Origin of the sequence: Salmonella sp. JXY0409-18, assembly GCF_020268625.1 — a bacterium.
Classification (GTDB): domain Bacteria; phylum Pseudomonadota; class Gammaproteobacteria; order Enterobacterales; family Enterobacteriaceae; genus Salmonella; species Salmonella enterica.
Window position 1 is genome coordinate 400,043 of the sequence record NZ_CP084216.1, and the last position, 13,475, is coordinate 413,517.

General features: G+C 54.0%; 13 protein-coding genes. 6 read left to right on the forward strand and 7 right to left on the reverse strand.

Features of this window, described 5'->3' with window-relative positions; translation table 11 throughout:
- Nucleotides 1–7: 7 nt before the first annotated feature.
- From nirC to tsgA, 4 genes are all read right to left on the reverse strand, one after another.
- Nucleotides 8–817, reverse strand: coding sequence for a nitrite transporter NirC (nirC, locus tag LDB27_RS01790; RefSeq protein WP_000493571.1), 810 nt, complete (start codon nucleotides 815–817; stop codon nucleotides 8–10).
- A gap of 181 nt (nucleotides 818–998) precedes the next feature.
- The gene (gene nirD, locus LDB27_RS01795) at nucleotides 999–1,325 is read right to left on the reverse strand and encodes a nitrite reductase small subunit NirD (protein ID WP_000084812.1); all 327 of its coding nucleotides are present in this window, start codon (nucleotides 1,323–1,325) and stop codon (nucleotides 999–1,001) included.
- On the reverse strand, nucleotides 1,322–3,865 hold the full coding sequence (nirB, locus tag LDB27_RS01800; protein ID WP_000049257.1) for an NADPH-nitrite reductase large subunit: 2,544 nt from the start codon (nucleotides 3,863–3,865) through the stop codon (nucleotides 1,322–1,324). Before nirB ends, nirD begins: the two co-directional genes overlap by 4 nt.
- Before the next feature lie 319 nt (nucleotides 3,866–4,184).
- Nucleotides 4,185–5,366 carry an MFS transporter TsgA gene (tsgA, locus tag LDB27_RS01805; protein ID WP_000185264.1) on the reverse strand — a complete coding sequence of 394 codons (1,182 nt, stop codon included), beginning with the start codon at nucleotides 5,364–5,366 and terminating at the stop codon, nucleotides 4,185–4,187.
- Between the two features lie 276 nt (nucleotides 5,367–5,642).
- Here tsgA and ppiA point away from each other — a divergent pair, with 276 nt between their 5' ends.
- The 5 genes from ppiA (at nucleotide 5,643) to argD (ending at nucleotide 8,986) form a co-directional block, all read left to right on the forward strand.
- Nucleotides 5,643–6,215 (forward strand): peptidylprolyl isomerase A, encoded by a 573-nt coding sequence (gene ppiA, locus LDB27_RS01810; protein ID WP_000920478.1) that lies wholly within the window; start codon nucleotides 5,643–5,645, stop codon nucleotides 6,213–6,215.
- Nucleotides 6,216–6,328: 113 nt separating this feature from the next.
- Nucleotides 6,329–6,496 carry a YhfG family protein gene (locus LDB27_RS01815; protein ID WP_001519136.1) on the forward strand — a complete coding sequence of 56 codons (168 nt, stop codon included), beginning with the start codon at nucleotides 6,329–6,331 and terminating at the stop codon, nucleotides 6,494–6,496.
- A complete protein-coding gene (locus LDB27_RS01820; RefSeq protein WP_001280675.1) occupies nucleotides 6,486–7,088 on the forward strand; it encodes a putative adenosine monophosphate-protein transferase Fic in 603 nt (200 codons plus the stop codon). Before LDB27_RS01815 ends, LDB27_RS01820 begins: the two co-directional genes overlap by 11 nt.
- Before the next feature lie 31 nt (nucleotides 7,089–7,119).
- On the forward strand, nucleotides 7,120–7,683 hold the full coding sequence (gene pabA, locus LDB27_RS01825) for an aminodeoxychorismate synthase component 2 (RefSeq protein ID WP_000601879.1): 564 nt from the start codon (nucleotides 7,120–7,122) through the stop codon (nucleotides 7,681–7,683).
- An 85-nt stretch (nucleotides 7,684–7,768) separates the two neighbouring features.
- Nucleotides 7,769–8,986 (forward strand): bifunctional acetylornithine/succinyldiaminopimelate transaminase, encoded by a 1,218-nt coding sequence (gene argD / locus LDB27_RS01830; protein ID WP_000190027.1) that lies wholly within the window; start codon nucleotides 7,769–7,771, stop codon nucleotides 8,984–8,986.
- A 42-nt stretch (nucleotides 8,987–9,028) separates the two neighbouring features.
- Here argD and LDB27_RS01835 read toward each other — a convergent pair whose 3' ends face one another.
- Both LDB27_RS01835 and crp read right to left on the reverse strand, forming a co-directional pair.
- On the reverse strand, nucleotides 9,029–11,116 hold the full coding sequence (locus LDB27_RS01835) for a YccS/YhfK family putative transporter (protein WP_000269311.1): 2,088 nt from the start codon (nucleotides 11,114–11,116) through the stop codon (nucleotides 9,029–9,031).
- Between the two features lie 48 nt (nucleotides 11,117–11,164).
- Complete coding sequence (gene crp, locus LDB27_RS01840; RefSeq protein ID WP_000242758.1) at nucleotides 11,165–11,797, reverse strand: cAMP-activated global transcriptional regulator CRP; 633 nt, start codon at nucleotides 11,795–11,797, stop codon at nucleotides 11,165–11,167.
- Between the two features lie 307 nt (nucleotides 11,798–12,104).
- Between crp and LDB27_RS01845 the strand changes: the two genes are divergently transcribed.
- Entirely contained in the window at nucleotides 12,105–12,509 is a 405-nt protein-coding gene (locus tag LDB27_RS01845; protein ID WP_001148915.1) for an OsmC family protein, read from the forward strand.
- A 95-nt stretch (nucleotides 12,510–12,604) separates the two neighbouring features.
- Here LDB27_RS01845 and LDB27_RS01850 read toward each other — a convergent pair whose 3' ends face one another.
- On the reverse strand, nucleotides 12,605–13,474 hold the full coding sequence (locus LDB27_RS01850; RefSeq protein WP_001274690.1) for a phosphoribulokinase: 870 nt from the start codon (nucleotides 13,472–13,474) through the stop codon (nucleotides 12,605–12,607).
- Nucleotide 13,475: the final 1 nt, after the last annotated feature.

The window sequence follows — 13,475 nt, forward strand, 5'->3', positions numbered from 1 at the left end:
TTACCCCTTAATTATTGGCAGCAGCCTCTGGCTGATTGATTTTTGCCGGAGCCGGACGCTCCGATTTCGGCGTAGCATACCAATAACCCAATCCCATGAACACGACGCCGGACAAAGTATTACCCAGAGTGACCCACAACAGATTGTGTCCGATTCCGGACAGGGTATAAGCGTCGCTGTGATGACCAAACCAGGAGAGGGCGAACAGCGTCATATTCGCGACGGAGTGCTCGTAGCCGGAAGCGATAAACGCCAGCAGGCACCACCAGATAGCAAGAAATTTCGCCGTGCCTTCGGTGCGGATCGCCATCCAGATTGCCAGACAAACCAGCCAGTTACACAGCGCGCCTTTGAAGAACAGTACCGTGGCGGGCGCGGTGGTTTTCGCCAGCGCGACTGAGTGAACGATGCTGGTATCGACCGGCAACAAACTGCCGCCGCCCCAGCTGTAAAGCAGGGCGACAAAGACGGAGCCGACCAGGTTGCCAAGCCAGGTTTGCGGCAGGATAGCCCACATTTGACCGTGGCTGATGGTGCCAGCTTTGACGCCCAGCGTCAGGAACATGGTGTGGCCGGTAAACAGTTCGGAACCGGCGATGATGACCAGCGTTAAGGCGATACCAAAGGTCGCTCCCATCACCAAAGGACGCACTGACGGGTCGAGCAGATTGCCGAGGGTGAAAATAAGAATGATGCCGAGACCGACATAAGCCCCGGCCATTGCCGAACTGACCCAGAAGCCGAGCGGATTATTCGCCGACAGGCGTGCGATGCGCGCAGCGTTAGCCGCACACTTATTGATAGTGTCTGTAAACATTTGATTATCCTTGAAGTACAAAAAATAAAAAAATCGTAACCGTAGGCCGGATAAGGCATTTATGCCGCCATCCGGCAATGTGCTTTTGCAATTGCCTGATGGCGCTACGCTTATCAGGCCTACCAATAAAAGACCTACAAATACGTCAAAAAAGGGGAGGCGTTGCGCCTCCCAAAAATAATTAACCGCGCAACTGCACCACGCCGTCTTTTACCCGCGCGTCGTAATGTTTCACAGAAAACTGTTCGTCTTCCATGCACAAACCATCGCTCAGGCGAAAGCGCTGTTTCTTCAGCGGGCTGGCGACCCACAGTTCGCCCTGGTGTTCCGCAATCAGTCCACGAGACAGCACGCTGGCTTCAAAGAACGGGTCGATGTTGCTGATCGCGAATACCTGATCGCTATGGTAAGGACGGAAAATCGCGACTTGTTCAGTACCTAACAGCGCGCAGACGCCGGTTCCCGGCAGAATGTCATCGATTTTGCAGATGTTTTGCCACTGGCTCATGCGTTTTCCTCCACCAGAGTGACCGGGATACGTTCATACGGCGTGGCCGGACGATGCTGTTCGCGTTCCGGCACAACCTGAACATTTGGGTCGCGCTTGTCGCTGTTGATAAAGTGTTTGAAACGAACCTGCGCCGCTGGCGTGTTGACGGTCTCCGTCCACTCGCAGACCACCGCTGCGCGCAGGCGCGCCATCTCTTCTTCCAGATGTTCGTTCAGGCCCAGCTTGTCGTCGATGATGACCGATTTCAGATAGTCGATGCCGCCTTCCAGGTTGTCTAACCACGGTGCGGTACGGGTCAGTTTGTCGGCGGTACGGATGTAGAACATCATAAAGCGGTCGAGATACTTGAGCAGCGTGTCGCGATCGAGATCGGCTGCCAGCAGATCCGCATGACGAGGTTTCATGCCGCCGTTACCGCAAACGTACAGGTTCCAGCCTTTCTCAGTGGCGATGATACCCACATCTTTACCCTGCGCTTCCGCACATTCACGGGTACAGCCGGAGACGCCGAACTTCATCTTGTGCGGGGTGCGAATGCCTTTGTAGCGGTTTTCCAGCTCCACGCCGAAACCGACGCTGTCGCCCACGCCGTAGCGGCACCAGGTGCTGCCGACGCAGGTTTTCGCCATCCGCAGCGCTTTGGCGTACGCGTGACCGGTTTCGAAGCCCGCTTCAATCAGTTGACGCCAGATTTCCGGCAGATCGTCTTTTTGCGCGCCAAACAGACCGATACGCTGAGAACCGGTAATTTTGGTATAGAGGTTAAACTCGCGGGCGATACGACCCACGGCCACCAGACCTTCCGGGGTGATTTCACCGCCAGCGGAGCGCGGGATCACCGAGTAGGTGCCGTCTTTCTGGATATTCGCCAGGAAGTTATCGTTAGTATCCTGTAGCGGCGTGTGCTGCGGTTTGAGGATGTATTCGTTCCAGCACGACGCCAGCAGCGAACCGACGGTCGGCTTACACACTTCGCAGCCGTAGCCTTTACCGTGTTTCGCCAGCAGTTCTTCAAAGGTTTTAATGCCTTCCACGCGTATTAAGTGGAACAGTTCCTGACGAGAATAAGCAAAGTGCTCGCACAGGTTGTTGTTGACTTCAATACCCTGTTTCGCCAGTTCGGTGTTCAGTACCTGCGTCACCAGCGGGATGCAGCCGCCGCAGCCGGTTCCGGCTTTGGTTTCCGCTTTCAGCGCCGCCACGGTATGACAGCCTTTATTGATAGCGGCGATCAGATCGCCTTTAGTCACATCGAAGCAGGAGCAGATCTGCGCGCTGTCCGGCAGTTTATCCACGCCGATAGAGGGTTTACCACTGCCCGCGTGCGACGGCAGGATCAGCGAATCCGGGTTTTCCGGCAGTTCGATGGCGTTCAGTACCAGTTGCAGCAAATTGCCGTAATCGCTGGTGTCGCCGACCAGTACTGCGCCGAGCAGCGTTTTGTTATCTTCGCTGACAATAAGACGTTTGTAGACTTCTTTGCTTTCATCGAGGTAAACGTAGCTACGCGCGCCCGGCGTGCGGCCATGCGCGTCGCCGATGCCGCCGACGTCCACGCCCAGCAGCTTCAGCTTGGCGCTGAGATCCGCCCCTTCAAAGGCGTTTTCACTGCCGAGGATATGGTCAACGGCGACCTGGGCCATTTTATAGCCCGGTGCTACCAGACCGTAAACGCGGTTGTTCCAACTGGCGCACTCGCCGATAGCGTAGATATCCGGGTCGGACGTCTGGCAGGTGTCGTTAATCACGATCCCGCCGCGCTGCGCGACGGCCAGACCGCACTGGGTAGCCAGCTTGTCGCGTGGGCGAATACCGGTAGAGAAGACGATAAAATCGACTTCCAGCTCGCTGCCGTCGGCAAAACGCATAGTCTTACGCGCTTCGTTACCCTGCTGAACAATCTCTTGCGTGTTTTTACTGGTGTGTACACGCACGCCCATGCTTTCGATCTTGCGACGTAGCTGCTCGCCGCCCATCTGATCGAGCTGTTCCGCCATCAGCATTGGCGCAAATTCAATGACGTGCGTTTCCACTCCGAGGTTTTTCAGCGCGCCAGCGGCTTCCAGCCCCAGCAGACCGCCGCCGACCACCGCCCCGCGCTTGCTGCGACGGGCGCAGGCTTCGATAGCGTTGAGGTCTTCAATGGTACGGTAAACGAAGCAATCCTGGGTTTCGGAGCCTTTAATCGGCGGAATCCACGGATATGAACCGGTCGCCATGATCAGCTTGTCATAATAAACGGTACGACCCGCGCTGGAGTGAATCACTTTCTCCTGACGGTTAATGGTAATTGCGCGTTCGCCAACCAGTACCTTCACGCCGTGCTTCTCGTAAAATCCTTCACGCACCAGAGAGAGCTCTTCCGCGGTGTGGTGAGAGAAGTAGGATGATAAGTGGACACGGTCATAGGCTTTACGGGGTTCTTCACAGAACACGGTAATGTCGAACAGGCTAGCGTCGGATTTATCAAGGAGATCCTCAATAAAGCGGTGGCCGACCATACCATTACCGATAATAGCGAGTCTGACTTTGCTCATTTTTGCCTCGATTTCTTTTCTATTACCGCCTACCTTAACGATTCAGCAACCCCGCTTATTGATGTAAATCAAATTCACCTTTATATACCTCTTAATGGGTATGTGGCTGATTTGTCTGGATTTTTATAAGTGGCGGAATTGTCAGGCTTTTCAGGTTTGTACAAATAACATACAAAATGAGGGGTTTTTAGACCAACAGGCCTACCTCGTCAGGAGGGGGGGATAGAGTGCCGGAGGGCGACGTCGCCTTATCCGGCCTACCAACAGCTTACGCTGTAGGCCGGATAAGACGCATCGCGTCGCCATCCGGCAATCATTATCAATGCGCCGCTGGCGAACTATGCTGACGATGACGGGATACAAAGCCGAGCGCAAAGCACATCACAAAGACCACCGCATACAGACCATTCGCGGTGAGTAACGCCGCCTGTGGACCGCTGTGCGCCACAATCGGGCCGGTGACGACGAAGGTCAGCATCGTTCCGATGGTGCCGCAGGTCAGAATAAAGTTAACCAGCTTAGGCGAGGCCACTTTCGTTTGCTGCGATCCCAGCGTAATGATGGAGGTATAAATGGCGCTGGAGAAGAAGCCCAGCGTCAGAATAAACCACGGCATATGCGCCTGCGTGCCGGTAATAAACAGATACATCAGGACCGCCGCTATACCCGCCAGTACGGTCAGGATGCGTTGCAGATCGAAAAAGCGCAGGATAAAGCTGAACGCCCACATACCAAACATATAGGACATCCAGAAATCACTCACCAGCGCCCCGGCGTCATTCAGGCTCATGCCGAGGCCTTTGGCATATTCCGGCACCCAGGAGATAAAGCCCAATTGACCGAGGATATAGCACAGCGCGGCGACGGCGAGAAACAGTACGCCAATGCCCCATTTTTCTTTGGCGACAGGCGCCTGAGAGTGCTGCGCATGTTTACCCAGCGCCGGAAATTCACAGCCGAAGGTCAGGATAAAAATCGCCAGGTAGACCAGGCCGATGCAGGCGTAGACCCAGTACCACTCAATACTACGCGCCAGCAGGAAGGCGGCGACCATAGGAAAAATCATCCCCGCCATGCTGAAGAAGGAGTCGGTAAACAGCAGTCGGGAACCGCGCTGACGCCCTTCATACAGTTGCGTAATCAGGAAGGTGCCAATCGACATGGTGATCCCGCTGACCAGCCCCAGCACAAACATCGCCGCTGAGAACAACGCCAGGCTGTGGCTGAACATCAGCCCGGCCACCGCCAGCACCATCAGGATAAAACCAAAGCGTAGCTGTGTTTTCAGCGGGATGATTTCCATCAGCCACGCATTGAGGAAGATCGAGATCAAAATCCCGGCGTTCAGGAAAGTAAAGGTATTACTCATGCTGGAAACGGGCAGCTGAAAATAGTCTGCGATATTTCCCATCACCATCCCGGTGACAATCACCAGCGCCCCGGTCAGGGCGTAGGAAAGAAAGCTGATCCATGTGAGCTTGATGCGGTTGCTGTTAGTCATGTCTGGCCTTGAAGAGAAGTGAAGCGCGTGGAGGGCGCGTTAAGCGGGCAGATTTTAGGCGCTTTTGTGATGCATTTAAATAATTATTAGTGATAGTAATGTTCATTACATTTTTTAATGTGATGTTTGTCACATCATATTGCAAGAATACGGCGTTGCGTCGTAACGTTACATTTGTTTCATATACGTAAAATTAGGTAAAGGGCTGGCCTGGCCCAGGAAGGCTCTTTAAAATCATTCCACTTGCTTTATTTCTGCTCTCTTTAAGGAAATCTCATGCTCAAATCGACTCTGGCGGCTGTCGCAGCTGTTTTCGCTCTTTCTGCTCTTTCTCCCGCAGCGTTGGCAGCAAAAGGCGATCCTCATGTGCTGTTAACCACCTCCGCCGGGAATATTGAGCTGGAGCTGAACAGCCAGAAAGCGCCGGTTTCTGTGAAAAACTTTGTCGATTACGTCAACAGTGGTTTCTATAACAACACTACGTTTCACCGCGTTATTCCTGGCTTCATGATTCAGGGCGGTGGTTTTAACGAGCAGATGCAGCAGAAGAAACCGAATCCGCCGATTAAGAATGAAGCCGACAACGGTCTGCGTAATACTCGCGGCACGATCGCGATGGCGCGCACCGCAGATAAAGACAGCGCCACCAGCCAGTTCTTTATTAACGTCGCGGATAACGCTTTTCTCGACCACGGCCAGCGCGACTTTGGCTATGCGGTATTTGGAAAAGTGGTAAAAGGTATGGATGTCGCCGATAAAATCTCACAGGTACCGACGCACGATGTCGGGCCTTATCAGAATGTGCCGACAAAACCAGTCGTTATCCTTTCCGCGAAAGTCCTGCCATAAAATAAAATATGACTGCGCGGGTGCGAGCCGCCCGCGTTTTCTCCCTGTCTCAGCGTAACCTGAAATTGCTGCTTATACTTGTGGTCAAGCACAGACATATTCAGGGAGGCCAGGTGAAGAAACTTACCGATAAACAAAAGTCACGCTTTTGGGAACAGCGGCGCAACGTTAACTTCCAGCAAAGCCGCCGTCTCGAAGGTATTGAGATCCCCTTAGTAACCCTGACCGCCGATGAAGCGCTGGCACGTCTTGACGAGCTTCGGAGGCACTATGAGCGATAAATTTGGCGAAGGGCGCGATCCGTACCTCTATCCGGGGCTGAATGTGATGCGTAATCGGCTGGGGATTCATCAGGCCCAGCGACTGGCGCAAGCGGCATATGAAATGACCGCGCTCCGTGCCGCCACGATTGAACTGGGGCCGCTGGTACGCGGCTTGCCTCATCTGTGCGCGATTCATCGCCAGCTCTATCAGGATATTTTCGACTGGGCAGGGCAACTGCGGGAGGTCGATATTTACCAGGGCGATACCCGTTTCTGCCACTTTGCCTATATCGAAAAAGAGGGCAACGCTCTGATGCAGGATCTGGAAGAAGAGGGCTATCTGGTCGGTCTGGCGCACGAGAAGTTTGTCGAGCGGCTGGCGCATTACTACTGTGAAATTAACGTGCTTCATCCGTTTCGTTTGGGGAGCGGGCTGGCGCAGCGCATCTTCTTTGAACAGCTGGCGCTACATGCAGGCTACGCGCTGAGTTGGCAAGGTATTGCGGTTGAAACATGGAAGCAGGCGAACCAGAGCGGCGCGATGGGCGATCTCTCCGCTTTGCAGGCGATTTTTCAGAAAGCGATAAGCGAAGCTCGCGAAACTGAGTAAAATAGTGCGGTTCTACTGACCCGGAGCCGCCATGATCCTGCTTATCGATAACTATGATTCCTTTACCTGGAACCTCTACCAGTATTTTTGTGAACTGGGCGCGGAAGTGCAGGTCCGGCGCAATGATGCGCTGACGCTGGCGCACATTGACGCTTTGAACCCGCAAAAAATCGTTATCTCTCCTGGCCCCTGTACGCCAAATGACGCTGGCATTTCACTGGCGGTTATCCGCCATTATGCCGGACGTATTCCGATGCTGGGCGTTTGCCTGGGTCATCAGGCGATGGCGCAGGCCTTTGGCGCGTCGGTGGTGCGGGCAGCGAAAGTGATGCACGGTAAAACGTCACCTGTTACGCATAATGGACAGGGCGTGTTTCGGGGATTGCCCAGCCCGTTAACCGTGACACGTTACCACTCGCTGATTGTCGACCCTGCCACGTTGCCAGAGTGTTTTGAGATCACCGCCTGGAGTGAAACGCAGGAGATTATGGGCATTCGCCACCGCGAGTGGGATCTGGAAGGCGTGCAGTTCCACCCGGAAAGTATTCTCAGCGAACAAGGACACGCTCTGCTGGAAAATTTCCTCCGGCGTTGATTTGTGGTTGCTATTGAGTGATTTTTTATTCATATTTTGTGATTATAATTTCACTGGCATTTCTACTTAACCGGGTGGTAATGATATGGCAACTGAACAAACGGCTATTACGCGCGCAACTTTTGATGAGGTGATTCTGCCTGTTTATGCACCGGCGGACTTTATTCCGGTCAAAGGTAAAGGCAGCCGCGTATGGGATCAGCAGGGCAAAGAGTATATCGATTTCGCCGGCGGGATTGCAGTGACTGCGCTGGGCCATTGCCATCCGGCACTGGTCGAGGCGCTGAAATCCCAGGGGGAAACCTTGTGGCATACCAGTAACGTTTTTACCAATGAACCAGCGTTGCGTCTGGGACGTAAACTGATCGACGCCACGTTTGCCGAGCGCGTGCTGTTTATGAATTCCGGCACCGAAGCGAACGAAACCGCTTTTAAACTGGCGCGTCATTATGCCTGCGTGCGCCATAGCCCGTTCAAAACGAAAATCATTGCCTTCCATAACGCCTTTCATGGCCGTTCCTTGTTTACCGTCTCTGTCGGCGGACAGCCGAAATATTCCGACGGCTTTGGGCCGAAACCCGCCGACATTATTCACGTTCCTTTCAACGATCTTCATGCGGTGAAAGCGGTAATGGATGACCACACCTGCGCGGTGGTGGTCGAGCCGATTCAGGGGGAAGGCGGCGTGCAGGCGGCTACACCGGAATTCCTCAAAGGGTTACGCGACCTGTGTGACAAGCATCAGGCGTTGCTGGTGTTTGATGAAGTGCAGTGCGGGATGGGGCGCACCGGAGACCTGTTTGCCTATATGCACTACGGCGTCACGCCGGATATCCTCACCAGCGCCAAAGCGTTAGGCGGCGGTTTTCCGGTGAGCGCCATGCTGACCACGCAGGAGATCGCCTCGGCCTTCCATGTCGGTTCGCATGGTTCAACCTATGGCGGCAATCCGCTAGCCTGTGCGGTGGCTGGCGCGGCATTCGATATTATTAATACGCCAGAGGTACTACAAGGCATTCACACTAAGCGGCAACAGTTTGTGCAACATTTGCAGGCGATTGACGAGCAATTTGACATTTTCAGCGATATTCGCGGCATGGGGCTGCTGATTGGCGCGGAACTGAAGCCGAAGTACAAAGGCCGGGCGCGCGATTTTCTGTACGCAGGAGCGGAGGCCGGCGTGATGGTGCTCAATGCCGGAGCCGACGTGATGCGTTTTGCCCCGTCGCTGGTGGTGGAAGAGGCGGATATCAATGAAGGAATGCAGCGCTTTGCGCAGGCGGTAGGGAAGGTGGTGGCCTGATGGCGGATTGCCGGATAAGCGTAGCGCATCCGGCAGTCGGACTTAACCTTTTGTATCCCGTAGCCGCTTACTCAGCCAGATACCGTGATGCGGACGCTGACGCCAGGCCATCGACGAAATGGTGTGCATGGTGTTCAGATGGCCAATGATGCGCTGTAAATGTTGCTCCAGAGTGCTCAATAAGCCATGTGACGGCATGTCCGGCGACTCCAGAATATTGACATCGCCGGAGCCGCCTGGCCTGTCGTACTCCAGGCGCTGCTGGCAGCGCTGAATTGCAATCTCGCAAGATTCCAGATAGCGCTGCGCCAGATCCGGCGTCAGCATGGTGTGTTCCCGCGCCAGCGTCGTCATGGCGTTGATATGCTCGACAATAAACTGGCTGTGCGTGACCCACAGTTTCATATCCGACAGATAGTGGGTATTGAACCCGGGTTCCTGCATTGCCTGATTTAACGAGTTGAATAACGTGTTATGCGCCTGGTTGACCCGCATTCTTTGATAAGCGAGCGGGGTGGCCTGCGGATCGTTACTGAGGATCAGTCGGATAGCTTCTTGATCGGCTTCCAGCGCATCATGGGCGTTTTTACGTAATAGCCCGCTTTGCCATTGCGGCCACAGCCAGACCATGCCGCCAAAGGCAATTAAACAGCCAATCAGCGTATCGATCAGCCTCGGCACAATAAACTGCTCTCCGTTTAACGTCAGTAACTGGATGGTGTATACCGCCGTCACCGTAAAGCCGACCGTCGCCCAGCCGTAGTTTTTACGAATAATCAGATAACTTGCCAGCGTTAGTACCAGCATGACCGCCAGCGTAATGCTTTCGGGAATATGTAAGTGCAGCGTGACGCCGGCAATCACCAGGCCGACCAGCGTTCCGACCGAACGATGCAGAATACGTACGCGCGTCGCGCCATAGCCGTTTTGGGTGACAAACAGCACTGTCATGAGGATCCAGTACGGTTTAGGCAGGTGCAACGCGCTGCCCATCAGACTGGCGATGCTCATCATCACGCTGATGCGTCCGGCATTGCGTAGCGCCGGCGATTTTAGAGACATATAATTTTTCAGCGCCGGAAGTAGCGGCAGGCGACGCTGTTTATCGGCCATCAGGTCGCGGGCGTACAGCGGCCGCTGAGTACGCAGCACACGGGCGATTCGACTGAAGTGCCAATAGCAGAACTGGCCTACCGGATTTTCAGGATGCTGATTGGCGATCTTCTCCAGAGCGCCAATCTGTTTTTCCATGGAGAAGCGCGTCGGCAGACGATGATAAAGAATGTCATCCGCCAGCACGCGCAGGCGGGCGGCGACCGTTTGCGCATTCCAGCGAATCACCTCTTCCGCATGGCTGCGTTCTACCAGTTTCTGTACCTCTTCCGGCTGATGCAAGCTGACGGAGATGTGCTCCTGCAAATCCATCGCTTCCTGAAAAGCCCGCAGTAGACGCTTGTAATCATTATTATTGTGCGCCGAAAGCATATGCATCTGTTGGTAACACTGGGTAATGAGATCGACCGCTTTTTGCTGGCGTATCAGCAGGGGAGGCAGCGCTTTTTCCGGATCGATATGTTGGGTGAGCAGGCTGTATTTCGCTTCGCAATAATCGGCCAGTTCACGGTATAACAAACTCAATGACTCGCGCAGCGGCTGTTCGCGCCATAGCCAGAACCAAAACCAGTTAAACACGCCGTACCATAGCGTGCCCAGCGCATAAATGAGCAGCGGCTCCCAGACGGGCATGTATCCCGCAAGACTCAGGGTAAAGATGGCGGCAATCAGCGACGCTGGCAGTAGCCGCGCGTGAAGCGGGCTAATTTCCGCCGTCACGCCAAGCACCAGCGTGAGCCCGGTCAGGATCAACGGCAGGGGGATGGATTCCGCCAGCAGAAGTTGCGTTACCAGACTGCATCCGGCGAACAGCGACGCGCCGATGATCAGGCGTTTAAAAAAGCGTTTGTGCGGGGTATCCAGACCTGCAATGTTGCAGCAGGCGGGAACAAGAGAGAAAAGCAAGCCCAGGTGTAGCTGGCCTATCAATAAACCGACAGCCACAGGCAGGCACAGCACCAGCGTTTGCCGTAGTGCGTAATTAATCTCTGGGTGATAAATCAGTCTTCGCCACATCGATGCAAACAAAAATGGCGCATGATAAAACGCGCCATTCTGACGGAATTAACGGGTGCCGTAGACGACGATGGTCTTGCCATGCGCGGAGATCAGGTTTTGATCTTCCAGCATTTTCAAAATACGACCAACGGTTTCGCGGGAGCAGCCGACGATCTGGCCGATTTCCTGACGGGTGATTTTGATCTGCATCCCATCCGGGTGCGTCATGGCATCGGGCTGTTTCGCCAGATTCAGCAGCGTCTGAGCGATACGCCCGGTGACGTCAAGGAAGGCGAGGTTACCTACTTTTTCAGAGGTGACTTGTAAGCGACGAGCCATCTGGGAAGAGAGGCGCATCAGAATATCCGGGTTGACCTGGATTAATTGGCGAAATTTTTTGTAGGAAATTTCAGCGACCTCACATGCGGTTTTCGCACGTACCCAGGCGCTGCGTTCCTGACCTTCTTCAAACAGGCCCAGTTCACCAATAAAATCACCCTGATTCAGATAAGAAAGGATCATTTCTTTCCCTTCCTCATCTTTGATCAGCACTGCCACGGAGCCTTTAACGATGTAGTACAGCGTTTCTGCTTTTTCACCCTGGTGAATCAGCGTGCTCTTTGACGGGTACTTATGAATGTGGCAATGAGACAAGAACCATTCAAGAGTCGGGTCTGTTTGCGGTTTGCCAAGCACCATGCGCGGTTATCCTCTGTTATAAGCTGTCTCCAGAGCCAGAAAACGGCACTGTCTCTGGGGTTGCAAAAATATACTTCCCGCTACCTGGGAAGGGGGCTACGAAAATAGATTGTAGCCTGTAATGTGATGTCCTCTGCATACATGCAGTACGTCAATGTATTACTGTAGCATCTTGTCTGTTTTAGCATAGCTTTCGCCGTGTGTCTCCTGGTGTCTCGCTTCAGCATGACCCAGGTCGCCTTCCATTGCCAGTTTTGTTGTATGCGCGTAATCTTTCAGGAAAATTGAAACATTGGAGTTACGAAATATGCAAGCGCGTGTAAAGTGGGTTGAAGGACTCACGTTCCTCGGAGAGTCCTCCTCCGGCCATCAGATTTTAATGGATGGTAACTCCGGTGACAAAGCGCCGAGTCCGATGGAGATGGTATTAATGGCGGCTGGCGGATGTAGCGCTATTGATGTGGTATCAATCCTGCAAAAGGGCCGTCAGAATGTCACCAACTGCGAAGTGAAGCTGACATCCGAGCGCCGGGAAGACGCGCCGCGCCTGTTTATGCACATTAATCTGCATTTTATCGTTACCGGCAGCGATCTGAAAGAGGCTGCCGTCGCGCGCGCTGTCGATCTCTCCGCGGAAAAATATTGCTCGGTGGCGCTAATGCTGGAAAAAGCGGTCAATATTACCCATTCGTATGAAGTGATTGCGGCGTAACATGTGATGCCGGATGGCGGCGTGGCTTTATCCGGCCTACCCGTTTTTATCTCGTAGGCCCGATAAGCGTAGCGCCATCGGGCATTTCACCGCGGTTATTCGATTTTTTTGCCTTCCATTAATCGCTGCACCAGCGGCAACATAATCAGCTCCATCGCCAGCCCCATTTTGCCGCCCGGCACCACTAATGTATTAATGTGAGAAATAAACGAGCCTTGGAGCATCGCCAGGAGCCAGGGAAAATCGATCCCTTCCAGGTTGCGAAAATGGATCACCACAAAACTCTCATCCAGCGAGGGAATACCCTTTGCGGCGAACGGATTGGATGTATCGACGGTCGGCACGCGCTGGAAGTTGATATGGGTACGCGAGAACTGCGGCGTAATGTAATTGATGTAGTCGTCCATGGAACGCACCACGGAATCCATCACCGCTTCACGGGAGTGTCCGCGCTCGCTGGTGTCGCGGATTAGTTTCTGAATCCACTCGAGGTTGACGATAGGCACCACGCCAACCAACAGATCAACATGACGCGCGACATCATGTTGCGGGGTGACGACGCCGCCGTGCAGTCCTTCATAAAACAGCACATCGGTCGGTTCGGGAAGCGGCTGCCAGGGGGTAAACGTGCCGGGAACCTGATTCCACGGTACGGCTTCATCATAGGTATGCAGATATTTACGCGACTGGCCTTTACCCGTCTGCCCGTACTCAATAAAGGTATGTTCCAGTAGGCTGAAGTCATTGGCTTCAGGCCCGAAATAACTGATATGCCGCCCGGCGTCACGCGCTTTGCGGATCGCCATGTCCATTTCCGGGCGGGTGTAACGATGAAAACTGTCGCCTTCCACCTCGGCGGCGTGCAGATTTAACTGCGCGAAAATTTTACGAAACGCGAGGCTGGTGGTGGTGGTCCCCGCGCCGCTTGACCCTGTTACTGCTATCACCGGATGTTTGGCTGACATG

Excerpts from the sequence above, each read along its gene's own strand:
- LDB27_RS01835 (WP_000269311.1), bottom strand. The coding sequence starts at position 11,116 with ATGTGGCGAAGACTGATTTATCACCCAGAGATTAATTACGCACTACGG.
- LDB27_RS01850 (WP_001274690.1), bottom strand. The coding sequence starts at position 13,474 with ATGTCAGCCAAACATCCGGTGATAGCAGTAACAGGGTCAAGCGGCGCG.
- ppiA (WP_000920478.1), top strand. The coding sequence starts at position 5,643 with ATGCTCAAATCGACTCTGGCGGCTGTCGCAGCTGTTTTCGCTCTTTCT.
- LDB27_RS01845 (WP_001148915.1), top strand. The coding sequence starts at position 12,105 with ATGCAAGCGCGTGTAAAGTGGGTTGAAGGACTCACGTTCCTCGGAGAG.
- LDB27_RS01820 (WP_001280675.1), top strand. The coding sequence starts at position 6,486 with ATGAGCGATAAATTTGGCGAAGGGCGCGATCCGTACCTCTATCCGGGG.
- nirD (WP_000084812.1), bottom strand. The coding sequence starts at position 1,325 with ATGAGCCAGTGGCAAAACATCTGCAAAATCGATGACATTCTGCCGGGA.
- pabA (WP_000601879.1), top strand. The coding sequence starts at position 7,120 with ATGATCCTGCTTATCGATAACTATGATTCCTTTACCTGGAACCTCTAC.
- nirB (WP_000049257.1), bottom strand. The coding sequence starts at position 3,865 with ATGAGCAAAGTCAGACTCGCTATTATCGGTAATGGTATGGTCGGCCAC.
- nirC (WP_000493571.1), bottom strand. The coding sequence starts at position 817 with ATGTTTACAGACACTATCAATAAGTGTGCGGCTAACGCTGCGCGCATC.
- crp (WP_000242758.1), bottom strand. The coding sequence starts at position 11,797 with ATGGTGCTTGGCAAACCGCAAACAGACCCGACTCTTGAATGGTTCTTG.
- argD (WP_000190027.1), top strand. The coding sequence starts at position 7,769 with ATGGCAACTGAACAAACGGCTATTACGCGCGCAACTTTTGATGAGGTG.
- tsgA (WP_000185264.1), bottom strand. The coding sequence starts at position 5,366 with ATGACTAACAGCAACCGCATCAAGCTCACATGGATCAGCTTTCTTTCC.